We start from the raw sequence: 24,636 nt of genomic DNA, 5'->3' as shown, positions 1-24,636 counted from the left end.
TTCCAATCGCGATCCTAGTCACAAATGGTACGAAAGTAACATGATAATGTTATTTTAATATCATTGTTGTGTGATTGTTTCTGAGAGGTAGTAAAATGGATATCGCGGTTATTGGCTCCAACATGGTGGATCTCATCACCTACATCAACCAGATGCCCAAAGAAGGGGAAACGCTGGAAGCGCCGGCGTTCAAAATTGGCTGTGGGGGCAAAGGCGCAAATCAGGCCGTTGCGGCCGCTAAGCTCAATTCCAAAGTGCTGATGCTGACAAAAGTCGGTGATGATATTTTTGCGGATAACACTATTCGCAATCTCGAATCCTGGGGAATTAATACCACCTATGTCGAAAAGGTACCCTGCACCAGCAGCGGTGTCGCACCGATCTTTGTTAATGCCAACTCCAGCAACAGCATCCTGATTATTAAAGGAGCGAACAAATTTCTCTCCCCGGAAGATATCGATCGTGCGGCGGAAGATCTGAAAAAATGTCAGCTTATTGTCCTGCAACTGGAAGTGCAGCTGGAAACCGTTTATCACGCGATTGAATTTGGCAAAAAACACGGTATTGAAGTGTTACTAAATCCCGCCCCTGCATTACGGGAATTAGATATGTCTTATGCCTGTAAATGTGATTTTTTCGTGCCGAACGAAACCGAGCTGGAAATATTAACCGGTATGTCAGTAGATACCTATGACCATATTCGCGCAGCGGCTCGTTCTCTGGTTGATAAAGGTCTGAACAATATTATTGTCACCATGGGTGAGAAAGGTGCGCTGTGGATGACGCGTGACCAGGAAGTCCATGTTCCGGCGTTTAAAGTGAACGCTATCGATACCAGTGGCGCAGGCGACGCTTTCATCGGTTGTTTTGCTCACTATTACGTTCAAAGCGGTGATGTGGAAGCCGCCATGAAAAAAGCCGCTCTCTTCGCTGCTTTCAGCGTTACCGGGAAAGGCACTCAATCATCTTATCCAAGCATCGAACAATTTAATGAGTTTCTTACCTTAAACGAATAATACTCCTGCACTGTAAAAGGTAGCACTATGAACGATAAAAACATCATTCAGATGGCTGACGGCTATTTGAATAAGACCCCTCTGTTCCAGTTTATTTTGTTATCCTGTTTATTCCCGTTATGGGGATGCGCAGCCGCATTAAATGATATTCTGATTACGCAATTCAAAAGCGTATTTTCACTCAGCAACTTTGCCTCGGCATTAGTTCAGAGTGCCTTTTATGGCGGTTATTTTTTAATTGCAATTCCGGCATCTCTGGTGATTAAAAAGACCAGTTATAAAGTCGCCATTTTAATGGGGCTGACCCTTTATATCGTTGGGTGTACGCTCTTTTTCCCGGCATCGCACATGGCCACCTACACCATGTTCCTTGCGGCGATTTTCGCGATTGCGATTGGTCTGAGCTTCCTGGAAACAGCGGCCAACACCTACAGCTCAATGATCGGCCCAAAAGCGTATGCCACTTTACGCCTGAACATCAGTCAAACTTTTTATCCTATTGGCGCGGCGGCTGGTATTCTGCTGGGTAAATATCTGGTCTTCTCTGAAGGCGAAAGCCTGGAAAAACAGATGGCCGGGATGAACGCCGAGCAGATCCATAACTTTAAAGTGTTGATGCTGGAAAATACTCTTGAGCCATATAAGTACATGATTATGGTGCTGGTTGTGGTGATGGTGTTATTCCTGCTGACCCGCTTCCCGACCTGTAAAGTTGCGCAAACCACGAGTCGTAAACGCCCGTCCGCGATGGATACACTGCGTTATCTGGCCAGCAATGCCCGTTTCCGTCGTGGAATTGTGGCGCAATTTCTTTATGTGGGGATGCAGGTCGCGGTGTGGTCATTTACCATCCGTCTGGCACTGGAATTAGGTGATATCAACGAGCGCGACGCCTCAACCTTCATGGTCTATAGCTTCGCCTGCTTCTTTATCGGCAAGTTTATCGCCAACATTTTGATGACGCGCTTCAATCCGGAAAAAGTGCTGATTCTCTATTCCATCATTGGTGCCCTGTTCCTCGTCTATGTTGCACTGGCGCCAAGCTTCAGCGCTGTGTATGTCGCAGTGCTGGTGAGTGTCCTGTTTGGACCCTGCTGGGCGACAATCTATGCTGGTACGCTTGATACCGTGGATAACGAACATACCGAAATGGCAGGTGCCGTCATTGTTATGGCGATTGTCGGCGCGGCGGTGGTTCCGGCGATTCAGGGCTATGTGGCTGATATGTTCCATTCATTACAACTTTCGTTCCTGGTTTCCATGCTCTGTTTCGTGTACGTCGGCATCTACTTCTGGCGTGAAAGCAAAGTGCGCAACAACCTGGCTGAAGCGACAGTTTCCTGAGGAGAGCGATCATGACAACACGTATAACGCTGTGGCGAGAACTCTTTGCAGAGCATCCGCGAATCTTACTGAAGAATAGCGATTTCACGGTTACCGCATTTCGTTACGCCAGCGGAGTGGAAGGGCTGAAGGTAGAAAACAGTCGTGGACATCTGGTTATTCTGCCCTGGATGGGGCAGATGATCTGGGATGCTCAGTTTGATGGCCATGACCTGACCATGCGCAACATGTTCAGTCAGCCGAAACCGGCGGCGGAAGTGGTGGCGACCTACGGTTGTTTTGCCTTCCACTCAGGTCTGTTGGCTAATGGCTGCCCATCACCAGAAGATTCACATCCTTTGCATGGTGAAATGGCTTGTGCCGCGATGGATGAAGCCTGGCTGGAGCTGGAGGGTGAGAATTTGCGCGTGGGCGGACGCTATGAGTATGTGATGGGGTTCGGCCATCATTATCAGGCGCATCCTGCGGTGGTAATGCACAAAGCGAGCGCGCTGTTTGATATTCAGATGGCGGTTACCAACCTCGCTTCAGTGGCAATGCCGTTGCAGTACATGTGCCATATGAACTATGCCTACGTACCGGAAGCCTCCTTCAGCCAGAATATTCCGGATGAGGCCATGAAGCTGCGTGAGTCGATACCCGCGCATGTTAAGCCGACTGAGCAATGGCTGGCGTTTAATCAGCGGATTGTGCAGGGCGAGGCTTCTCTGGCGCGGCTCAATGAACCCCATTTTTACGATCCGGAAATTGTCTTCTTTGCTGACCAACTGGACAGGTACACAGATAATCCAGAATTTAGCATGATCGCTCCAGATGGCACCACGTTCGTTACACGCTTCTCCAGCGCGGAGCTGAATTATGTGACGCGATGGATCCTGTATAACGGCGATCAACAGGTTGCGGCATTCGCGTTGCCTGCAACCTGTCGACCCGAAGGATTCCTGGCGGCACAACGCAATGGCACCTTGATTGAAATAGAACCGCAGCACACCCGGATATTTACCGTCACGACAGGCATAGCCTGATCGCTCAAGGCTTGAACACCAAAGCGCTTATCGTTAAGGTAAGCGCTTTTGCCGGATGGCGCTACGCTTATCAGGCATGCCTTAGCGCCAGGACAAACCCATGATCACCATCGCCCTTATCGACGACCACACTATCGTCCGCTCCGGCTTTGCCCAACTGCTGGGACTGGAAGCTGATTTGCAGGTTGTGGCGGAATTTGGCTCCGGGCGCGAGGCGCTGGCCGGTTTACCGGGGCGCGGCGTGCAGGTGTGTATTTGCGATATCTCTATGCCCGATATCTCGGGCCTGGAGTTACTAAGCCAACTGCCAAAAGGGATGGCGATTATCATGCTCTCCGTCCACGACAGCCCGGCACTGGTCGAGCAGGCGCTCAACGCAGGCGCGCGTGGCTTTCTTTCAAAACGCTGTAGCCCGGATGAACTGATTGCGGCGGTGCATACCGTGGCGACCGGCGGTTGCTATTTGACGCCGGACATCGCCGTCAAGCTGGCGGCCGGGCGTCAGGATCCGTTGACAAAACGCGAGCGTCAGGTGGCGGAGAAGCTGGCACAGGGGATGGCGGTGAAAGAGATTGCCGCCGAGCTGGGGTTGTCGCCGAAAACGGTGCACGTTCATCGCGCCAACCTGATGGAAAAGCTGAACGTCAGCAACGATGTTGAGCTGGCGCGCCGGATGTTTGACGGCTGGCAATGAACGCACTTTTCTCCCGGTTGATTACCGTTGTTGCCTGTTTCTTTATCTTTTCCACCGCGTGGTTTTGCCTGTGGAGCATCAGCCTGCACCTGGTTGAGCGCCCGGAACTGGCGGTACTGCTGTTTCCGTTTGGCCTGCGTCTGGGATTAATGCTGCAATGCCCGCGCAGCTACTGGCCGGTGCTGCTGGGCGCGGAGTGGCTGCTGATGTACTGGCTGGCGCAGGAGGTGGCGCTGGCCCATTTGCCACTTTTGATGATCGGAAGCACCCTCACGCTACTCCCGGTGATGCTGATTTCGCGATACCGCAATCAACGCGACTGGCGCACGTTGCTGTTGCAGGGCGCAGCGCTGACGGCGGCGGCGCTGCTGCAATCGCTGCCGTGGCTGGGGCAGGGCGAGGAAGCGTGGAATGCGCTGCTACTGACCCTGACCGGCGGATTAACGCTGGCGCCGATCTGCCTGGTGTTTTGGCACTATCTGACCAGCACCACCTGGCTGCCGCTCGGCCCGGCGCTGGTGTCGCAGCCGGTGAACTGGCGCGGGCGACATCTGGTCTGGTACCTGCTGCTGTTCACCGTCAGCCTGTGGCTACAGCTCGGTTTGCCCGCCGAACTTTCGCGCTTTACCCCATTTTGCCTCGCTTTACCGATTATCGCGCTCGCCTGGCACTACGGCTGGCAGGGGGCGCTGATCGCCACGCTGATGAACGCCATCGCGCTGATTGCCAGCCAGACATGGCACGATCACCCGGTCGATTTACTGCTCTCGCTGCTGGCGCAAAGCCTGACCGGGCTGCTGCTCGGTGCGGGTATTCAGCGGCTGCGTGAGCTTAACCAGTCGCTGCAAAACGAGCTGGCGCGCAATCATCGGCTGGCGGAACGTCTGCTTGAAACCGAAGAGAGCGTGCGCCGCGACGTCGCGCGCGAGCTGCACGACGATATCGGCCAGACCATCACCGCCATTCGCACTCAGGCGGGTATCGTACAGCGCCTGGCTCCAGAGAACCCGGGCGTTAAGCAAAGCGGGGCGCACATTGAACAGCTTTCGCTGGGCGTGTATGACGCCGTACGCCGTCTGCTGGGGCGTTTACGTCCGCGCCAGTTGGACGATCTCACCCTGGAGCAAGCCATTCGTTCGCTGATGCGTGAAATGGAGCTGGAAAGCCGCGGTATCGTCAGCCACCTTGACTGGCGAATTGATGAGTCATTGCTGAGCGAAAGCCAGCGCGTGACGCTGTTTCGCGTCTGTCAGGAAGGGCTGAACAACATTGTGAAGCACGCCAATGCCAGCGCGGTGACACTCCAGGGCTGGCAGCAGGATGAGCGGCTGATGCTGGTCATTGAGGACGACGGCAGCGGCTTGCCGCCAGGGTCGAACCCACAAGGTTTTGGTCTCACCGGGATGCGCGAGCGGGTGACGGCGCTCGGTGGTTCACTCACGATATCCTGCATGCACGGCACGCGCGTCAGCGTGTCGCTGCCCCAGCGCTATGCCTAAGGAACGGCCATGTTTCAGTTTTTAAAAGCTCCGGCCAGCGCGCCGCTTATCACCGACAAGCAGGAAGTGGACGCCCGCTACCGTTACTGGCGGCGGCATATTTTGCTGACTATCTGGCTCGGCTACGCGCTGTTTTATTTCACACGCAAAAGCTTTAACGCCGCGGTGCCGGAAATTATCACCAGCGGTGTGCTGACCCGCAGCGATATTGGCCTGCTGGCGACGCTGTTTTACATCACCTACGGGCTGTCGAAATTTGTCTCCGGTATTGTTAGCGATCGCTCCAACGCCCGCTATTTTATGGGTATCGGGCTTATCGCCACCGGCGTGGTTAACATCCTGTTCGGCTTCTCAACCTCGGTCTGGGCCTTCGCCGTACTGTGGGCGCTGAACGCCTTCTTCCAGGGCTGGGGCGCGCCGGTGTGCGCCCGCCTGCTCACCGCCTGGTATTCGCGCAATGAGCGCGGCGGCTGGTGGGCTATCTGGAACACCGCGCACAACGTCGGCGGCGCGCTGATTCCGATCGTCATGGCGGCGCGGCGCTGCATTACGGCTGGCGCGCCGGGATGATGATTGCCGGTACGCTGGCGATCGTGGTGGGCGTTTTTCTGTGCTGGCGGCTGCGCGACAGGCCGCAGGCGATTGGTCTGCCGCCGATTGGCGACTGGCGGCACGATGAATTGGAAATTGCCCAGCAGCAGGAGGGCGCGGGGTTAACTCGTAAAGAGATCCTCACCAAATATGTGTTGCTTAATCCATATATTTGGCTGTTGTCGCTGTGCTATGTGCTGGTGTACGTGGTGCGCGCGGCGATCAACGACTGGGGCAATCTGTATATGTCGGAGACGCTCGGCGTCGATTTGGTCACTGCCAATACCGCCGTGACCATGTTCGAGCTGGGCGGCTTCATCGGCGCGCTGGTTGCAGGTTGGGGCTCGGACAAGCTATTCAACGGCAATCGTGGGCCGATGAACCTGATTTTCGCCGCCGGAATTTTGCTCTCCGTGGGCTCGCTATGGTTGATGCCATTCGCCAGCTACGTGATGCAGGCGGCGTGCTTTTTCACCACCGGCTTCTTCGTCTTTGGCCCGCAGATGTTGATTGGCATGGCGGCGGCGGAGTGCTCGCACAAGGAGGCGGCGGGCGCAGCGACCGGCTTTGTCGGCCTGTTTGCTTATCTGGGGGCATCGCTCTCCGGCTGGCCGCTGGCGAAGGTGATGGAAGTCTGGCACTGGAGCGGATTCTTTGTGGTGATCGCCATCGCGGCCGGCATCTCAGCACTGCTGTTGCTGCCGTTCTTAAACGCCCAGGCACCGCGCGATCTCAACGAAGCGTGATGCACCTCACCTTTTTGCCCCGAGTGGCGTAAAACTAAGAAATTTTCCCGGTTTCACCTGGACGCTGTCTCAGGCGTGTCCCCTGGCTGATTTTTACAATGCCTGCCATTCGCAGGTAAAAAAATCAGCTCGGGAGTGTCAAATGCTGGCCTTTCTCAACCAGGTGCGTAAGCCGACCCTGGATCTGCCGCTCGATGTGCGGCGCAAAATGTGGTTCAAACCGTTCATGCAGTCCTATCTGGTGGTCTTCATCGGCTACCTGACCATGTACTTGATCCGCAAAAACTTCAACATCGCGCAGAACGACATGATCTCCACCTACGGGCTGAGCATGACGCAGCTGGGGATGATTGGCCTGGGATTCTCCATCACCTACGGTGTGGGTAAAACCGTGGTTTCCTACTACGCGGACGGCAAAAATACCAAGCAGTTCCTGCCGTTTATGCTGATCCTCTCCGCCATCTGTATGCTTGGCTTCAGCGCCAGCATGGGCGCGGGGTCAACCAGCCTGTTCCTGATGATCGCTTTCTACGCGCTGAGCGGCTTCTTCCAGAGCACCGGCGGCTCGTGCAGCTATTCCACCATCACCAAGTGGACGCCGCGCCGTAAGCGCGGTTCCTACCTCGGCATGTGGAATATCTCCCACAACCTCGGCGGCGCGGGGGCGGCGGGCGTAGCGCTGTTCGGCGCGAATTACCTGTTCGACGGCCACGTCATCGGCATGTTTATCTTCCCGTCAATTATTGCCCTGATTGTCGGCTTTATCGGCCTGCGCTACGGCAGCGACTCCCCGGAATCTTATGGCCTCGGTAAAGCCGAAGAGCTGTTCGGCGAGGAGATCAGCGAAGAGGACAAAGAGACCGAAGAAAATGAGATGACCAAATGGCAGATCTTTGTTGAGTACGTGCTGAAAAACAAAGTGATCTGGCTGCTATGTTTCTCGAACATCTTCCTGTACGTGGTGCGTATCGGTATCGACCAGTGGTCCACCGTCTACGCCTTCCAGGAGCTGAAGCTCTCCAAAGAAGTGGCGATTCAGGGTTTTACCCTGTTTGAAGTGGGCGCGCTGGTCGGCACGCTGCTGTGGGGCTGGCTCTCCGATCTCGCTAACGGTCGTCGCGCGCTGGTGGCTTGCGTGGCGCTGGCACTCATCATCGCCACGCTCGGCGTATACCAGCACGCCAGCAACCAGTACGTCTATCTGGCGTCGCTGTTTGCCCTCGGCTTCCTGGTGTTCGGTCCGCAGCTGTTAATCGGCGTGGCCGCCGTCGGATTTGTACCGAAAAAAGCGATCGGCGCGGCCGATGGCATTAAAGGCACCTTCGCCTACCTGATTGGCGACAGCTTTGCCAAGCTGGGTCTCGGGATGATCGCCGACGGCACACCGATTTTCGGCCTCACCGGCTGGGCAGGCACCTTTGCCGCGCTGGATACCGCCGCCATTGGCTGTATCTGCCTGATGGCCATCGTGGCCGTGTTTGAAGAACGTAAAATTCGCCGCGAGAAAAAGATTCAACAATTGAAAGTTGCTTGAGTTAAGTGTGCATTGGTAACTTTTGCCCGCCATAATGGCGGGCTTTTTTATGCCTGAGACTGACAGAAGGTATTATAAGCCTCGATAAATGCCTTCGCATTTGCGGCTGTTTGGTGGATAGATTGTCCGGCACGATACAGATCGCTGCCTAAGCCGGCACCGAAACAACCTGCCTTCAGGTAATGGGACAAATTGTCTGGCCTAATTCCGCCCACGGCATACAAAGGGACTTGAGGAGGCAAAACGGCTTTTAATGCCCGGATGTAATCCGGTCCCAGTTCCCCCGCAGGGAAAATTTTCAATCCGTCCGCGCCATGCCGGAATGCAACAAATGCTTCGCTGACTGTTTGGCAGCCGATGCAGGTCGTCATTTTGGCCGCTCGCGCAGTATCAATTACTTCCGGATCGGTGTTGGGCGTAAGGATAAATGCACATCCCAGCGAAGAGAGTGTGCTGACATCACTGACATTGGTGACCGTTCCGGCACCGATTTTTACCGTATGACCATAATGTTCCACGGCAAGAGCAATACTACGTTGCCAGTCTGGTGAATTCAGCGGTATTTCTATTGTGCTGAATCCGGCTGTAATAAGTGCATCAATATGGGCCAGCACTTCATCGGGCTTCACCCCACGTAAAATAGCGACCAAAGGGTTACGACTATTCATTTAAAAGTCTCCTGATACCATTAACAAATGCGTTTTCACCATTACAGAGCCGACAGCGATAACCGAAATGATGAAACAGGCGTTGATAGCGGCTGAGCAAATCGTCATTGCCCACCAGAATGACTTCTTCTTCAGTGTTAATGGCATAATGCTGTAGCATTTGTGCTATTTCATGGCCAATCAATAACCCTGACAGAGATTCGTAAAGCGAATCAGGTAACAACGCATGGGTGAGTATTCGGGCTCTCAGATCAAATAGGCTGCGGGATAAACATGTTTCCTGCCAGCCGCGTTCGGCTCCTGCTAAAAAAGCCTGTTCGTTCGTGTTTTGTTCCCCGGCGTTTTTTCCAACGATGGAGTAACGTGAAAGTAAGTGGAAAAACTCGCCAGTCATGATGGTTTGAAAATCGCAGACGTTACTCTCTTGTACCTGCACCCATTTGCTGTGTGTTCCAGGGAATACGTACCAGTTCTCATCAGCTAAGGCGCCAAAAAGCTGAGTTTCCTCTCCACGCATGACGTTGTAGTTTTCTGGCCCGGTAATTTGCAGGCCTGGAACGATGAAAGTGGGAAAAGGGCCGGCATCTTCAACCTTTGTTAGATGCTGTGATAATGCACTTAACGGGGTTGGACAATGTAAATAGTGGCTATCTACCCACCCGATATTACTGCCCACCATTCCGCTCATTATGACGGTTGTATCTTTGCTTAATGGCCGGGGACACAAACTGAGCAGTGTTAGCCAGGTGTCTTTGAATACACCTGGTTGATGTTTGAGTACCCCATTCTGACTGGCGTGTTGCCAGACACATTCATTCTGTTGATAGACCCAAATGCGCAGGTTAGTTGAGCCCCAGTCTACGGCAATGAAATTCTCTGAATTGAACATACATCGTTCCTGATGTTGAAAGATGGCCCGTAAACGGGCCAGATTCAGGTGGACTATTCGTCGGTAATGACCATTTTTTTATCAAAGTTGATCAGCAACGAGCAGATGAGATAACCCACCGCAGCCAGCGCAAAGAACATCATCGCTGCGTAATAGTTCCCCGTGGATTGCACCAGGAAACCGATAAAAATAGGCAGGATGGCTGCGAACAAGTTACTGGTGAAGTTCATAGTTCCACAAATGGTGCCTGCAACTGATTGTGCGCCCAGCAGTCCGGGTATTGACCAGTAAACGCTGGCCCATCGCAGGGGAAAAAGGGCAATAGTGAGCAAGGTAATTGCGACGGCTGGCGTCGAGCTTTGTGCGCAAAGGAAAATACCTACACCAGCGGTGGTAGCCGAAATCGCCAACATCGTATGCATAACGCGGCTTGTTTTTGCCCCTTTGCTGCGCCATTTATCCATAATGTAGCCGCCAGTCAGTTGGCCGACAAAACACAGCAGGAAGATCAGCGCCATTGCTCCGCCCATCGATTTGATATCAAAACCGTAGGTGGCCTGGAAATAGAGCGGTAGCCATGTCATCAGGCCATAGAACACGAAGCTATAGCAGACCCAGCCACAGATAAGTGCAATCACATTACGTTGTTTCAGGTAAGGTTTGATATCGGCCAGACGGTATTTCTTGCTACTGGTTTCAGCACCGTTTGCCGCAACAATATGGTCTAGTTCAGCTTTATTGATGCTGGGGTGTTCTGATGGATAAGTGCGGATGTACCACCAGGCCAGTAAACCGACAATCATTGTTCCCACACCAGCCACTACGAATGCCATACGCCATGAGTCGAAAAAGGCAATAAGTCCGGCGATGATCACCGCACCCAGCGCCGTACCCAATGGCGCGCCGCCATCAAGTAGCATCGAACCACGTCCACGTTCGGTTGGCGTTAACCATGTGCCCATTAACTTCGCGCCGGCGGGCATGATTGGAGATTCAGTGACGCCTAACCCCAGACGAGAAAGTGAAAGGGTGAAAATAGAGTGACACAGAGCCGCTATGGCTTGAAATGCTCCCCATAAGATAGTGGCCAGAGCAATGATATTTCTGGCTTTGAATTTATCAGCAATGACCCCACTAGGAATTTGCATTAATGCATAAGCCCAGAAAAAGGCACTATGAATCACACCAACAACGCGAGTATCGGTAATACCAAATTCATCTGTAATATAAGGCATGGCAATAGAAAGAGAGGTGCGGTCAATATAGTTAATAGCACCTAATAAGAGCATAATAATAAATATGCGCCACCTTACTGTTGTTGCCTTTAATTTTTCTTCTTCAGTATTTACGTTAACAATAGACATAAGGGCTCCTTGCCATACTCATAATGAGTATGGCGGTACGAGGTATTATTATATTGTGGAGTGTTACATTATGGAGCCAACAGTCCAGGGGACGAATTCTTGACTGCCATAGCCAAATTCCTCACTCTTCGTTTTTTTACCTGATGCCATCTCAAGGATCATCTGGTAGATACGTTCACCGACTTCTGCAATGGATTCTTCCCCCTCGACAATGGTTCCGCAATTAATATCCATATCCTCCTGTTGGCGTTGCCAAAGCGCATTATTGGTAGCCAGCTTCAGGCTTGGGGTTGGCTTGGAACCAAAGGCAGAACCTCGGCCTGTGGTGAAACACAGAAGATTTGCTCCTCCGGCGATTTGCCCCGTAACGGCAATAGGGTCATATCCAGGGGTATCCATAAAGACAAAACCTTTCGCGGTTACCGGTTCTGCATACTCATACACTTCTGTCAGATTGGTTGTACCCGCTTTAGCAATACCACCAAGTGATTTTTCCAGAATGGTCGTCAGTCCGCCGACTTTGTTACCCGCCGAGGGGTTATTGCTCATTTCACTTCCGGTGCGGCGACAATACTCTTCCCACCAGTGAATGCGGGCAATGAGTTTTTCACCTATCTCGCGAGAAATAGCGCGGCGGGTAAGAAGATGCTCTGCACCATAAATTTCGGAGGTTTCAGATAAAATCGCTGTTCCGCCTTGTTGCACCAGTTTATCTACCGCATAGCCCAGAGCTGGATTGGCTGAGATCCCGGAATAGCTGTCGGAACCGCCACACTCCAGCGCGAGTATGATTTCTGATGCCGGGATAGGTTGGCGTGTTACCTGGTTAGCAACGGGCAACATTTGGTTAACCAGGGAAATTCCTTTCTCAATGGCGTGACGTGTACCGCCCACATCCTGAATGGTATAACTGTGCATCATTGGGCCATCGGCCAGTCCATGGGCGTTCATCATGTCTTTAATTTGACTGGATTCGCATCCCAGTCCAACGATGATTACTCCGGCAAAGTTGGCATGGGTGGCATAACCGGCCATCGTACGTCTCATAACGTCCATTGATTCACTTTTAGAGCCAATAGCACAGCCAAAACTTTGTGGTAATGACACCACGCCATCAACATTCGGGTAATCTGCAAGACCCTGCAGACGGAAGTGATCCTCAATAGCTCTTACGACCGTGGCACTACAGTTTACGGAGCTTAAAATACCGATGTAATTACGTGTAGCTGCACGACCATCGGCGCGTCGGATACCCATAAAGGTATCCTGTTGAGGGGCTGGGGAGGGTGAATGGCAATCTTCGCCCCAGGCATAGTCGCGTTCGAAGTCACCCATTCCCAAATTATGCATGTGGATGTGTTCGCCAGGCTTAATGGGCTGAGTTGCGAAGCCAATAATTTGCCCATAACGTCTGACCGCATCGCCAACCCTCAGTGCATGCAGGGCGATTTTATGCCCTGCGGGAATATCACTGAGTACCGTAATGTGCTCTTCTTCAAGCCGGGTGCCTGCGGGGACAGCCTGCCTTGCGATAACCACATCATCTTTGGGATTCAATTTTAATACAGGGTTGATGTTCATTATCTTTGCTCTCATGCTGGTTTATACCGCAATACGGGATAAAATATTTTTAACCTGTTCTCTTTTTTCTTCATTTAACGGTAATGCTGGCGGGACAACTGCAGTTGATATATCCACGCCACTTAATTTAATGGCGGTCTTGATAACGGCAAAGAACGGTTGTTCTAAGGCATATAAAGGTGATAATCCGGCAAGTTGTTGTTGAAGTGCTTTGGCGGTAGCAAGATCGTTCTGCTGAACAGCCTGATAAATTCCGCGTGTAATATGAGGCGCAAAGTTAAATGTTGCCGGAATGCCGCCATGTCCACCGAGTAATAATGTATCAAGCAAATATTCGTCATAACCGCTAAAAATGATAAAGTCTGGGCGGAAACAGTGAACCTGATTGATAACTTCCCTGGTGTGGCTAATGTTATCAATTGTATCTTTAATGCCAACGATATTTGGTACTTCACGGGCAAGGCGAGTGATAACGTTTAAACCAATATCCTGGCCAGTTAGTTCTGGAAAATTATATAAGAAGACGGGAATGCTTAGCGCTTCAGCGATTCGTTTGTAATGCGTAAAGCGGGCCTCATCGCTGAGTTTTGCATAATAAGGATTGACTACCAGTACTCCTTTTGCGCCCGCGTTTTCAGCATGCTTTCCAAGTTCGATAGTTTCCGCTGTGCTGGCGCAGGCGATACCAATAAGAACAGGAACTCTACCAGCAACATGCTGCAGGCTAAACTCTGCAATTTGCTTTCTTTGTTCGGACGAGAAATGGGAAAATTCGCCACCACTGCCCAGAATGAGCATTCCGTCGGCACCATTGCTAATCACATGGTCAATCATTACTGCCATTCCTGCGCGATCCAATTCACCGCTTTCGTCAACGATAGTCGGCACTGGTGGGAAGATGCCCTTAAAAATGTTCAACATTGCCACTCCTTTAGTTCTGTATATGGAACTTATGTTCTGTATATTGAAGTTAGTACAGCAAATATCCAAATCGTTCGTCAACGTTTTTTGCAGAACAAATGAACAACTGTGAGATGGATCGGGTTTGTGGGTATAAAATTTAGGTAATAGAGCCCAGTTTGCGTATGTGCAAAAAAGCCGCATTCCTGAGAAAAGTGATTGCGGTATACTGTGCAGAGTCTATGAATAAAAAAGATTAATATCGCATGAACCAAGACATTACGACCTCTGTTCCCGCATTGGATAAGACAGTAAAAATCTGTAATTATCTTTTTAACTCCCCAGGAGCGACGTTCAGTCAGATTCAGCAGGATCTGGCATTACCAAAAAGCAGCACGTCTTCCCTGCTAAATGCACTGGTTGCGCATCATCTTTTGCGCCTGGAAAAGGGACGTTTCTTTTTGGGCTTGAAGCTGTACGAATGGGGAAATCGTTCGTTGGAACAATTTGATATTCGTAATGCAGCACTTCCTGTTTTGGAAAAACTGCGTCAGCAAACGGATCTGACCTGTCACTTAGGTATATTGGATGAAGTCGCGCCAATTTATCTTATGAAGTTGGAGAATACCCAGCCGATTGGCATTCGGACCTGGGTTGGTAAAAAATTACCGATGCACAGCTCCGGTGTGGGGAAAGCGCTTTGTGCCTGGTTGCCGCAGGACAAAATCGATGAACTGTTGCCTGAGGAAGTGTTGCCACGGTATACCGAAACCACCATTACCAGCAAAAAAGCATTAATGAAGGAATTTGCCAGAATCCGCGAGCAAGGCTGGGTCTTTGATAACGCCGAAGACTCTCCTGGCATCTATTGCATTGCCGCACCGGTTTTTAACCGTAATAAAGACGTGATTGCGGCAATAAGTATCAGCGGCGTTGAATTACAAATGCCAAAAAATTGTATTCCACAATATTCGCAATGGGTGCGCGAAGCCTGTCAGTCCCTTTCGGAAAAATTAGTTTAAGCGGCGGTATCGTCATTAATGATTTGGATAATGCTGGCCACGTTGGTGGTTGTTTTTGTAGTGGGTTTTCGGGTGCTGACGTCTGGATCACGACGGGCCATTCGCCGTCTGAGCGAGCGACTGAATATTGATGTGGTACCGGTAGAATCGATGATTGATCAGATGGGAAAAATACAGGGTGAGGCGTTTTTACAGTACCTGCACCGCCCTGAGGAATCGCATCTGCAAAATGCCGCCCAGGTATTGTTAATCTGGCAAATCGTCATTGTCGACGGTAGTGAGCAGAACCTGCTGCAGTGGCACCGCCTGCTACAAAAATCTCGCCTGGCCGCCCCGATCACCGACGCGCAGGTGCGCCTGGCGCTCGGGTTTCTACGTGAAATGGAGCCGGATATGCAGGAACTTAACGCGTTCCAGATGCGCTATAACGCCTTTTTCCAACCTGAAGATGGCGTGCACTGGCTGCACTGATAGTGATGCCTGATGGCACTACGCTTATCAGTCCTACAAAGAGGCTCAGCCGTAGGCCGGATAAGGCGACGTCGCCATCCGGCGGTGAGAGTTGTCAAAACGTTAAATACGTCACACTTTTAATGTTACAATGCGTAACTTTTCTACAATAACCCCACGCAGGTAACAAAATGAGTGACGCTGTTGAACAAAAATCCCGCGCTGAGGTAAATACCCGGCCAAACTGGTCGGCGGTATTCGCCGTGGCGTTCTGTGTTGCCTGCCTGATAACCGTTGAGTTTCTGCCCGTTAGCCTGCTGACGCCAATGGCGCAGGATCTGGGCATTTCAGAAGGCGTTGCCGGACAATCAGTGACCGTGACGGCGTTTGTCGCCATGTTCGCCAGCCTGTTTGTGACGCAAATTATCCAGGCGACCGATCGTCGCTATGTGGTGATCCTGTTTTCGGTTCTGCTGACGCTTTCCTGCCTGCTGGTTTCATTTGCTAACTCTTTTACGCTACTGCTGATCGGTCGTGCCTGTCTGGGGCTGGCGCTCGGCGGGTTCTGGGCGATGTCAGCGTCGCTGACTATGCGTCTGGTTCCCGCGCGTACGGTGCCGAAAGCGCTGTCGGTGATCTTTGGCGCGGTGTCCATCGCGCTGGTGATTGCCGCGCCGTTGGGAAGCTTTTTGGGCGGCATCATCGGCTGGCGCAACGTGTTTAACGCGGCGGCGATAATGGGGGTGTTGTGTACCATCTGGGTGGTGAGAGCGCTGCCTTCGCTGCCGGGCGAACCTTCGCATCAGAAGCAAAACATGTTCAGCCTGCTGCAGCGCCCCGGAGTAATGGCCGGGATGATTGCCATCTTCATGTCCTTTGCCGGGCAGTTCGCCTTCTTTACCTATATTCGCCCTGTCTATATGAATCTGGCGGGCTTTGATGTTGATGGCCTGACGCTGGTGCTGTTGAGTTTTGGTATCGCCAGCTTTGTCGGGACGTCGTTCTCTTCGGTGATTCTGAAGCGCTCGGTCAAACTGGCCCTGGCCGGTGCGCCGCTGGTGCTGGCGCTCAGCGCGCTGGTCCTGATTTTGTGGGGTAGCGATAAAGTGGTTGCCGCGGGCATTGCAATAATCTGGGCGCTGGCGTTTGCGTTGGTACCGGTCGGTTGGTCGACGTGGATCACCCGCTCACTTGCCGATCAGGCAGAAAAAGCCGGATCCGTTCAGGTCGCCGTGATCCAGCTTGCCAATACCTGCGGGGCTGCGGTGGGAGGCTACGCGCTTGATAACCTCGGACTGCTGTCGCCCCTGATGCTCTCGGGCAGCCTGATGCTGCTGACAGCGCTTCTGGTTACGATGAAGGTCAGGATTCAGTGAAAACAGTTGCCGGATGGCGCATCGTTTTCAGTCAACACTGTCATCCGGCAACTTAATCAATCAAAACCATTATTTTCGGCGGTATGGGCAAACCATTCGCCGCTCTTTTTCACCGTGCGTTTTTGCGTTTCTAAATCCAGCTGGACAAAACCGTAGCGGTTTTTATAGCCGTTGAGCCATGACCAGTTATCAATAAAGGTCCACATATGGTAGCCAAGGCAATGACAGCCTTCGCTAATGCCTTTATGTAGCCATTTCAGATGCTCAGCAACAAATTCGATACGGTAGCTGTCGTTAACTTGTCCTTCCTGAATAAAGCGCTGTTCGTTTTCTACACCCATACCGTTTTCTGAAATAAAGCAGCGTGGGTTACCGTAATTATCGCGAAGATTGGTAATAATATCGTAAATACCCGGCTCATAAATTTCCCAGCCGCGGTAAGGGTTCATTTTACGCCCCGGCATTTCGTAGTAATCAAACAGCCACTCCGGCATAAACGGCGCATTCGGATTGACTGCCGTATCGCGACATTTCACACGACGCGGCTGATAATAGTTAATCCCCAGCAGGTCGATTTTGCCGTCGGCGATCAACTGCGCATCGCCTGGCTGGCAGGCCGGAAGCTGATCGTACTCTTTCAGCAATGCCACCAGGTCAGCTGGATATTCCCCTTTCAGCACCGGGTCGAGGAAGCTGCGGTTAAACAGCAGGTCCGCATGGTGCGCGGCTTTGACATCTGCCGGATGCTGCGAGCGCGGATACGAAGGCGTCAGGTTTAATACCACGCCAATTTCACCGTCATGGTTTGCATCACGATACGCCCGCACCGCCGTCGCATGCGCCAGCACGGTATGGTACGCCACGGTGGCCGCACGTTTGAAATCCACCACGTTAGGGTAATGGAAGTCATACAAATAACCACCTTCTACCGGAACAATCGGTTCGTTGAAGGTGAACCAGTGCTTAACGCGGTTGCCGAACAATTTGAAACACGTCTGTGCGTAGTGGCCAAACGCCTCGACCACTTCACGGTTTTCCCAGCCGCCTTTTTCCTGCATCCCCATCGGCATGTCGAAGTGGAACAGGGTGATAAATGGCGTTATGCCTTGCGCCAGCAGCTCGTCGATGACGTTATTATAGAAATCGACGGCCTCAGGATTAACCTCACCGGTGCCGTCCGGGATCAGGCGTGACCAGCTCAGAGATGTACGGAAGCTGTTGTGTTTCAGCTGCTTGAGCAGTGCGATGTCCTGTTTCCAGTGCTGATAAAAGCCTGAGGTGTTCGCCGGGCCAACCCCCTGATGGAAACGACCTGGCTGACGGTCGAACCACACATCCCACGTGGTCTGGCTTTTACCGCCGTTCAGGCTATCTCCTTCGGTTTGTAGCGCCGAGCAGGCACTGCCCCACCAGAAGTTTTCAGGAAAACGGTATCGCATATTGTTGCTCCATTGCTATTTATCTGTTCTGGCAACAATACGTGTTTTTACGATACAGAAACCGGTTACAGTGCTCATTTTACAACATAATGGCTATAAATCCGGGCATTCCACTTTGCCAAGTGCTTCCCAGTAGTTGTTCTGATTGTTTCTTTGTATTGCCAGAATGGCTTCGCGAATGTGCTGTTGATTGCGCGTATCAGCCATAATTGTTTTTTCCCATATCTCATCTGACGGCGACCCTTGCGGGGTGCAAATCTTACGTAAGTCATTCAGCACGGTATTTTTTTCGTGTACAGCCTGCAGACCGCCATACGCTGAGTCGGCTTGCGCCAGAGCGGGTAGCGTTAAAAGGACGGCAATAATCGGAAAAATGGCTCGTTTCATGATAATAATCCTTGTTGTCTATGCGCATCATCTCAAGAGTAAGTGTAGACGGCATACGACTCACTCATCAGCCTGTGTTAATGCTTAAAACTAAATCAGCCAGACGTTGTAGTTTTTCAGGAGGATAGGATGCAAATACAGATTACCGATACGATTACCGAAGACGATCAAAACGCGCTGCTGAGCGGATTGCGTGCGTACAATCGCCAGTTTCTCAGAACCACCAATTTTGGCGACCTGGCAGTGTACTGGCGCGATGAGCACAATGAAATTCTGGGCGGGTTGATCGGCAAAATTAAAGGCGAATGGCTGTGCATTGAGTTTTTATGGATGCATGATTCGCTGCGTAAAGGCGGTTACGGCACAAAATTGATGCAGGCGGCGGAACAAACCGCGCGTGAGAGAGGGTGTCTGCATGCGCTGGTGGATACGATGAGTTTCCAGGCGCTGCCGTTTTATCAGAAAAACGGCTATCAGCTGCAAATGACCCTCGATAACTTCCCGGAAACCGGTGCCGCGCGCCATTATTTGTCGAAAACGTTTTGATGACCGGAAGGTCTGGATGCCGCCTCACTTTCTTGCGCAGCAGAATAGTGTATGTTCTGAACAATCATTTATTTCTTAAGCGGTAAAGAGATGAGACGGATTGAGATAATACTGGGAGAGCTGGAACGGCTGACGCGAGGACTGAATCTTGCCCAACTGGCGCAGGAAACGGCGTTCACCGCGGAGGCCATCGGCTTTAATCTTGGGCTGGCGCGAAACTCGGTCAGTAAAGATCTCAATCAACTCTGGAATGACGGTCTGGCGATTAAAAGTCGCGGACGCCCGGTATTCTTTCTGCATCGTCAGGCGATTGAAACGCTGCTGGGACGCAAACTGGATGAGTCCGAGCGCGAAGTGCAAACCGTGGCCGATCTGTTGCCTGTTCAGGAAGCTAAGGCGACAGATGATCCCTTTTTCGGCCTGATTGGTTACGATCGTAGCCTGCGTGATGCGGTGGAAAAAGGTCGCGCGGCGGTGCTTTATCCCCACGGGCTGCACGTTCTGCTGACCGGTCCTTCCGGTGTGGGCAAAACCTTTTTTGCCGAACTGATGCACCGTTTTGCCTGCGAACGCGCAACGGGAACACCGCCACCGCTGGTCTATTTTAACTGCGCGGAATACGCCCATAACCCGGAGCTGCTCTCGTCCCATTTATTTGGCCATCGACAGGGGGCCTTTACCGGCGCAAATGAGAATAAACCGGGTCTGGTCGAGCAGGCTGACGGCGGTTATCTGCTGCTTGATGAAGTGCATCGCCTGCCGTATGAAGGTCAGGAAAAGCTGTTCTCAATTCTCGACAAAGGCGAATACCGACCGCTCGGCTCAAGCGCCGTGGCGCGTTCTATTTCGGTCCGTCTGATTTGTGCAACCACCGAACCGGTCAGCTCGGCGCTGCTGCGCACCTTCCAGCGACGTATTCAGGTGTGTATCGACTTACCCGGCATCCGCCAGCGCTCGGTGGAAGAGCAGGTTGAGCTGATCGTCGGCTTTTTACAGCGTGAGAGCCGCAAAATCGAGCGCACGATAAGCATCGATCGTACCCTGCTGCTCTGGCTGCTGAACAAGCCGCTGGAAGGCAATATTGGTCAGCTCAAGAGCGACATTCAGTTTCTCTGCGCCCAGGCCTGGGCCTCGGGGATGACGGAACACAGCGATACGCTACAGCTGGATAAACGTCTGGCAGAAATGCCGTTTAACGCCACGCCGGAACAACGTCTGCTGGTGGGAGCGCTGTTCGAAGGTAAAGAGCATCTGAGCATCGATGCCCGTACGCTGCCCGCACTGAAAAATTCGCTGGCGACCGGAGCTGAAATAGAAGAGAGCGATCTCTTTTACAGCTTCCTGACCCGGGAATATATCAACCTGCGTAACAGCAACGTACCGCCAGCCGAAACTCTGGCGATCCTAAAAAATAAACTCAGCTCGATTTTTGAATACGGTCTCTACAGCCGCGACAGCGTGGCGCATCCCCCGCGCTATGGCGATCAGATTGAAGAGCGCGTGACGCTGCTGATCGGCTGTGTTGAGCAAGTGCTTGGTTTCACGCTGCCGGAGAATCTGGTTAACCCGTTGCGCAAACACTTTCTGGCGCTGATTGGCTACGTGCAGCGCGGGCTTATTCCCCAGCTTTATTCTTCCAGCCTGATCCTCGATCGCTGTAAAGATGAATACGAAAACGCCACGCTGTTATGCCGAAAAATCAATGAACTGCTGCATATTCAGTGTCCGGCGACGGAGGTGGTCTGGCTGTGCCTGTTCCTCAAAGAGTGTCGGCATTACCGCCAACGAATTGATGCCAGCCCGGATTGTGGCGTGATTTTGATCGCCCATGGCGCGACGACGGCCACCAGCCAGGCGCAGTATGTGAACCGCGTGCTGGAGCGCGAGGTGTTCAGCGCTATTGATATGCCTTTCGAGCAGTCGGTGCATGATACGCTGGAAGCCCTGACGCAGATGATCCAGGTGCGGCAATATCGCCGACTGATTCTGATGGTGGATATTGGCTCGTTGGTCCATTTTGGCAGCACTATCAGCAAATTATTCCAGATAGATGTTCTGCTGATGCCGAACATTACGCTCACCAGCTTGTTGGAAATAGGACTGGATTTAAGTTATGAAACCAGTGACTTACCGCAGCTGGCGGCATTAATGCAGAGCAAAAATATTCCCTGTCAGCTCTGTACGCCGCAGCAGGAAAACAGCGGTAAAGTGCTGGTCATCTCCTGTATTACCGGTATGGGTACGGCGGAAAAAATCAAAAAGGTGCTGGAGGAGAGCTTCGGCGAGCTAATGTCGCAGGACACGCGGATGGTGATCCTCGACTACAACGAAGTCCGCAGCCTGGAGCGCGTTCAGCAGGCGATTAACGCCAGCGAGCGTCTGGCGGGGATCGTTGGCACTTTCCAGCCGGGACTGCCGGATATTCCGTTTATCTCGCTTGAGGAGTTGTTCTCAGAGCAGGGACCTGAACTGGTGCTCAGCCTGCTGACGCCAGATCTCTCCAGCAGTGAACGCCGTCTGGAGATGGAACGCAGCGCGATGCGTTTCATCAGCGCGTTGACCATGGAAAGCATCATTAACCATATTTCGGTGCTCAACCCGCAGCGCATTCTGAAAGAGATGGAAGGGGTGCTGAATCATCTGACCACCGCGCTTTCGCTGAAACCGAGCCGTCAGGTGACACTGCGCTTCCTGATCCACTGCTGCTGTATGGTTGAGCGTATCGTGATTAACCGCAAACCGTTACAGATGGCGTTAGAGAACAAGCCGGATCTGGATATCCGCGCGTTTAGTGTCATTAAATCTGCTTTCCTGCCGATCGAAGAGGCCTATGCCATTCGCTTATCGGACGCGGAATATTTTTATATCTACGAACTGCTGTATAGCTAATCTCTTGTCTGGTGGGGCTTTGCGCCCCGCCTGCATCCACTACTCCCCCGCGTGACACAAATTCTGGCACAGCCTTTGCTCTGTTTACCTATGTCTATGTAATCGAGCCAGGAGGCCATTTTGACTACCACTGAATCCTTGCCCCAGATCCTGCTGCTGACCCATGGCGGCTGGGGGCAACAGCTTTGCAACAGCCTGCGCATGGTGATGGGCGAAATCAAAGGCGTGACCGAAATTGCGCTGATGCCGGTTGATACGCTCGGCGAGTTTTATCAGCGCGTTGAAGCCGTGGTGAAAACCATGCCGGAAGGTTCACTGATCCTGACCGATTTTATTGGCGGCACCACTTCTAACGTAGCGGCGCGGCTGAGCGCTGATTACCCGGTGGCAGTGATTTCCGGGCTGAACGCCTCTTTGTTACTGGAGGCGCTGGACAAACGCGAGCAGGGCCAACTGACCACCTGTGTGGCCGAACTGGTTGAGGCCGGGCGTAGCAGCTGCCTGGACGTTGTAGCTCACGTACGTCAATTACAACAATCACAATAAGGATTAAACATCATGGCAAACATCGTCTTATGTCGTATCGATAGCCGTCTGATTCATGGACAGGTTGTGACTAAGTGGGTTGGACAATCTCAGGCAAACCGGATTGCGGTGGTTAGCGATGAGCTGGACGCCGACCCATTTATGAAAAATATCTACCTGATGGCAGCGCCGCCAAATATCAAAGTGGATTGCTTCGGTAACCAGAGTTTTGCCGCCGCATGGAAAGAAAATCAGCTTGGTGACGGCAAGGTTCTGGTGCTGTTCCCCTCTCTGGCGGCGGTTCAGGAAGCGGTCCAGTTGGGGTTTGATGTCACCACCATTCAGGTCGGTGGACTGGGCGGTGGGCCAAACCGCAAAGCGGTATTCCAGAACATCACGCTGGATGAAAAAGACGTCGGCATTCTGAGCGACCTGAAAAATCGTGGGATTCAGGTGTTCTTCCAGACTATCCCGGAAGATAAGCCGCAGTCGCTGGACGATATCCTGAAAAAATTCTAATCCTTTGATAACAGGGTACTTAACTATGGATACTTTAGTCTTTGCAAGCCTGATGGGGTTGTATTACTGGTTTGCCCGATTACGCCTTGGCTACACCTTTTCCGCCATGCTGCTACAGCCAGTGGTGATTGCCGTATTCGTTGGCCTGCTGTTAGGCAATATGGAAACGGCGATGATCATTGGCGCAGGTATGCAGCTGGTTTACCTCGGCGTGACCTCTACGCCGGGCGGCAACGTCCCGTCGGATCCGGCGCTGGCTGCCTGTATTTCAATTCCTATCGCCGTGAAGGCCGGAATGGACCCGAACCTGGCCATCGCACTGGCGATCCCGTTTGGTGTTATCGGTGTGTTCCTCGACCAGTTGCGCCGCACGTTAAACGCCGCGTGGGTACATATGGCCGACAAGCACGCGGAAACGGCCAATATGGCGGGCATTATGCGCTGTGCGTTCCTCTACCCGGCATTACTCGGGCTGGTGTTGCGTTTCCCGGTCGTCTTCGCCGCTAACTATTTTGGTCAGGACGTGGTGGAAAGCTTCCTGAAGCTGATGCCGCACTGGCTCACCCACTCTTTTGAAATTATGGGCGGCATTCTGCCGGCGCTGGGCTTCGCCATCACCATTATGGTGATCGGTAAAAAGAGCCTGCTGCCGTGGTTTATCGGCGGATTCTTTGCGGTGCTGTACCTGAAGGTGGACATCATGGCGATGGCGATCTTTGGTACCTGCGTGGCCTTCCTGATTAAAGGTCTGGCGAAAAATGAAGGAGCAGCATGATGAGCAGCAACGTAATGCAGCATGAACTGGTCGAACGCGCACGGGAAAGCGGCGCGCTGACCAAAGCAGACATCACTAAAGCCTGGTTTATCTACTGGCTGGGCGCGGAAGTTTCCAGCTCCTATGAGCGTTTGCAAAGCCTGATTTTCTGCGCCTCGATGACGCCGATCATCAAAAAGCTTTACCCGCAAAAAGAGGAGCAAGTGGAAGCGCTAAAACGCCATCTGAACTTCTTCAACTCTGAACAGACGTTCGGGGCGGTGATTCAGGGGATCTCCATTGCGATGGAGGAGCAGAAAACGCGCGGCGAGCCGATTAGCGACGCTTCGATCACTGGGATTAAAACTGGCTTAATGGGGCCACTGGCCGGGATGGGCGACTCCATCATCTGGGCCGCCGTTATGCCGCTATTAATCGCTATTTTCATCCCATTCGCGGCCAATGGCAGCGCGATGGGCGGAATTGTACCGTTAATTCTCTATCCGGCTATTACGCTGGCAATCAGCTACGGCATGGTGCACAAAGGCTATACGCTGGGGCGTGACTCGATTATCGGTCTGCTGCAGGGAGGGCGGATTAAGGAGCTTATCTACGGTGCGAACGTGCTGGGTCTGATCATGATGGGCGCGCTTTCCGCGAGCTACGTTAAGATCACCACCCCGCTAAAACTCAGCGCCCTGAAAGGCTCTGAAGTGGTGGTCCAGCAAATTCTCGACTCTATTGCCCCCGGCCTGTTGCCGCTGGCGGCGGTGTTCGCCATCTATTTTTATCTGGTGAAGAAAGGACCGCGTTACACCACGATTCTGCTGTCGATTGTGGCGCTCAGCGTGGTTTGTTCGCTGTTGGGAGTGCTGTAA

The 24,636-nt window shown here is 52.5% G+C and carries 22 protein-coding genes and 1 pseudogene; 16 read left to right on the top strand and 7 right to left on the bottom strand.

Going from position 1 to position 24,636, the window contains the following annotated elements; genetic code table 11:
* Positions 1 to 95 precede the first annotated feature (95 nt).
* From rbsK to uhpT, 7 genes and pseudogenes are all read left to right on the top strand, one after another.
* Positions 96 to 1,016 (top strand): ribokinase, encoded by a 921-nt coding sequence (gene rbsK / locus FDX11_RS02680; protein ID WP_042311479.1) that lies wholly within the window; start codon positions 96 to 98, stop codon positions 1,014 to 1,016.
* A gap of 27 nt (positions 1,017 to 1,043) precedes the next feature.
* Positions 1,044 to 2,360 (top strand): L-fucose:H+ symporter permease, encoded by a 1,317-nt coding sequence (gene fucP / locus FDX11_RS02675; RefSeq protein ID WP_042311481.1) that lies wholly within the window; start codon positions 1,044 to 1,046, stop codon positions 2,358 to 2,360.
* 11 nt (positions 2,361 to 2,371) lie between these two features.
* Entirely contained in the window at positions 2,372 to 3,385 is a 1,014-nt protein-coding gene (locus tag FDX11_RS02670) for an aldose 1-epimerase family protein (protein WP_079225785.1), read from the top strand.
* Positions 3,386 to 3,485: 100 nt separating this feature from the next.
* Complete coding sequence (gene uhpA / locus FDX11_RS02665) at positions 3,486 to 4,079, top strand: transcriptional regulator UhpA (RefSeq protein WP_038635664.1); 594 nt, start codon at positions 3,486 to 3,488, stop codon at positions 4,077 to 4,079.
* Entirely contained in the window at positions 4,076 to 5,578 is a 1,503-nt protein-coding gene (uhpB, locus tag FDX11_RS02660) for a signal transduction histidine-protein kinase/phosphatase UhpB (RefSeq protein ID WP_137397438.1), read from the top strand. Before uhpA ends, uhpB begins: the two co-directional genes overlap by 4 nt.
* Positions 5,579 to 5,587: 9 nt before the next feature.
* Positions 5,588 to 6,915: pseudogene (locus FDX11_RS02655) on the top strand (MFS transporter).
* Positions 6,916 to 7,057: 142 nt separating this feature from the next.
* Positions 7,058 to 8,449: a hexose-6-phosphate:phosphate antiporter gene (gene uhpT, locus FDX11_RS02650; protein WP_038635654.1), complete on the top strand. Its 1,392-nt coding sequence runs from the start codon at positions 7,058 to 7,060 to the stop codon at positions 8,447 to 8,449.
* Between the two features lie 47 nt (positions 8,450 to 8,496).
* On the opposite strand, the gene FDX11_RS02645 is transcribed toward uhpT, so the two are convergent.
* The 5 genes from FDX11_RS02645 to FDX11_RS02625 form a co-directional block, all read right to left on the bottom strand.
* On the bottom strand, positions 8,497 to 9,117 hold the full coding sequence (locus FDX11_RS02645; RefSeq protein WP_042311490.1) for a 2-dehydro-3-deoxy-6-phosphogalactonate aldolase: 621 nt from the start codon (positions 9,115 to 9,117) through the stop codon (positions 8,497 to 8,499).
* On the bottom strand, positions 9,110 to 10,006 hold the full coding sequence (locus FDX11_RS02640) for a 2-dehydro-3-deoxygalactonokinase (protein ID WP_079225788.1): 897 nt from the start codon (positions 10,004 to 10,006) through the stop codon (positions 9,110 to 9,112). The genes FDX11_RS02645 and FDX11_RS02640 overlap by 8 nt, the downstream gene beginning before the upstream one ends.
* 53 nt (positions 10,007 to 10,059) lie before the next feature.
* Positions 10,060 to 11,370, bottom strand: a complete 1,311-nt coding sequence (locus tag FDX11_RS02635) for an MFS transporter (protein ID WP_042311494.1) — start codon at positions 11,368 to 11,370, stop codon at positions 10,060 to 10,062.
* A 63-nt stretch (positions 11,371 to 11,433) separates the two neighbouring features.
* Positions 11,434 to 12,951: a UxaA family hydrolase gene (locus FDX11_RS02630; RefSeq protein ID WP_170975587.1), complete on the bottom strand. Its 1,518-nt coding sequence runs from the start codon at positions 12,949 to 12,951 to the stop codon at positions 11,434 to 11,436.
* A 21-nt stretch (positions 12,952 to 12,972) separates the two neighbouring features.
* Entirely contained in the window at positions 12,973 to 13,872 is a 900-nt protein-coding gene (locus FDX11_RS02625; protein WP_042311498.1) for a dihydrodipicolinate synthase family protein, read from the bottom strand.
* 245 nt (positions 13,873 to 14,117) lie between these two features.
* Between FDX11_RS02625 and FDX11_RS02620 the strand changes: the two genes are divergently transcribed.
* The 3 genes from FDX11_RS02620 (at position 14,118) to nepI (ending at position 16,699) form a co-directional block, all read left to right on the top strand.
* Complete coding sequence (locus FDX11_RS02620; protein WP_042311500.1) at positions 14,118 to 14,873, top strand: IclR family transcriptional regulator; 756 nt, start codon at positions 14,118 to 14,120, stop codon at positions 14,871 to 14,873.
* A gap of 18 nt (positions 14,874 to 14,891) precedes the next feature.
* Entirely contained in the window at positions 14,892 to 15,344 is a 453-nt protein-coding gene (locus FDX11_RS02615; RefSeq protein WP_137397437.1) for a DUF1198 family protein, read from the top strand.
* A gap of 170 nt (positions 15,345 to 15,514) precedes the next feature.
* A complete protein-coding gene (gene nepI / locus FDX11_RS02610) occupies positions 15,515 to 16,699 on the top strand; it encodes a purine ribonucleoside efflux pump NepI (RefSeq protein ID WP_137397436.1) in 1,185 nt (394 codons plus the stop codon).
* A gap of 56 nt (positions 16,700 to 16,755) precedes the next feature.
* Here the strand turns inward: nepI and FDX11_RS02605 are convergent, their stop codons facing one another.
* Together FDX11_RS02605 and FDX11_RS02600 are read right to left on the bottom strand one after the other, a co-directional pair.
* On the bottom strand, positions 16,756 to 18,138 hold the full coding sequence (locus FDX11_RS02605; RefSeq protein WP_137397435.1) for a glycoside hydrolase family 1 protein: 1,383 nt from the start codon (positions 18,136 to 18,138) through the stop codon (positions 16,756 to 16,758).
* Positions 18,139 to 18,231: 93 nt separating this feature from the next.
* A complete protein-coding gene (locus FDX11_RS02600) occupies positions 18,232 to 18,525 on the bottom strand; it encodes a YicS family protein (RefSeq protein ID WP_137365877.1) in 294 nt (97 codons plus the stop codon).
* Positions 18,526 to 18,654: 129 nt separating this feature from the next.
* On the opposite strand from FDX11_RS02600, the gene FDX11_RS02595 reads away from it, so the two are divergent.
* The 6 genes from FDX11_RS02595 to FDX11_RS02570 all read left to right on the top strand — a co-directional run bounded on the left by FDX11_RS02595 (position 18,655) and on the right by FDX11_RS02570 (position 24,636).
* On the top strand, positions 18,655 to 19,071 hold the full coding sequence (locus FDX11_RS02595) for a GNAT family N-acetyltransferase (protein ID WP_061380876.1): 417 nt from the start codon (positions 18,655 to 18,657) through the stop codon (positions 19,069 to 19,071).
* A gap of 90 nt (positions 19,072 to 19,161) precedes the next feature.
* Entirely contained in the window at positions 19,162 to 21,960 is a 2,799-nt protein-coding gene (gene dagR / locus FDX11_RS02590) for a transcriptional regulator DagR (protein WP_137397434.1), read from the top strand.
* A gap of 120 nt (positions 21,961 to 22,080) precedes the next feature.
* Positions 22,081 to 22,506 (top strand): PTS sugar transporter subunit IIA, encoded by a 426-nt coding sequence (locus tag FDX11_RS02585; protein ID WP_061380878.1) that lies wholly within the window; start codon positions 22,081 to 22,083, stop codon positions 22,504 to 22,506.
* 12 nt (positions 22,507 to 22,518) lie between these two features.
* The gene (locus tag FDX11_RS02580; protein WP_003023959.1) at positions 22,519 to 23,004 is read left to right on the top strand and encodes a PTS system mannose/fructose/N-acetylgalactosamine-transporter subunit IIB; all 486 of its coding nucleotides are present in this window, start codon (positions 22,519 to 22,521) and stop codon (positions 23,002 to 23,004) included.
* Between the two features lie 25 nt (positions 23,005 to 23,029).
* Positions 23,030 to 23,779 (top strand): PTS sugar transporter subunit IIC, encoded by a 750-nt coding sequence (locus tag FDX11_RS02575; protein WP_003023960.1) that lies wholly within the window; start codon positions 23,030 to 23,032, stop codon positions 23,777 to 23,779.
* The gene (locus FDX11_RS02570) at positions 23,776 to 24,636 is read left to right on the top strand and encodes a PTS system mannose/fructose/sorbose family transporter subunit IID (RefSeq protein WP_170975586.1); all 861 of its coding nucleotides are present in this window, start codon (positions 23,776 to 23,778) and stop codon (positions 24,634 to 24,636) included. The genes FDX11_RS02575 and FDX11_RS02570 overlap by 4 nt, the downstream gene beginning before the upstream one ends.

The sequence above is a fragment of the Citrobacter sp. wls714 genome, assembly GCF_005281025.1.
Classification (GTDB): domain Bacteria; phylum Pseudomonadota; class Gammaproteobacteria; order Enterobacterales; family Enterobacteriaceae; genus Citrobacter; species Citrobacter werkmanii.
Note: the sequence above shows the minus strand (reverse complement) of the source record. Positions and strands in the feature narration are given on the sequence as shown.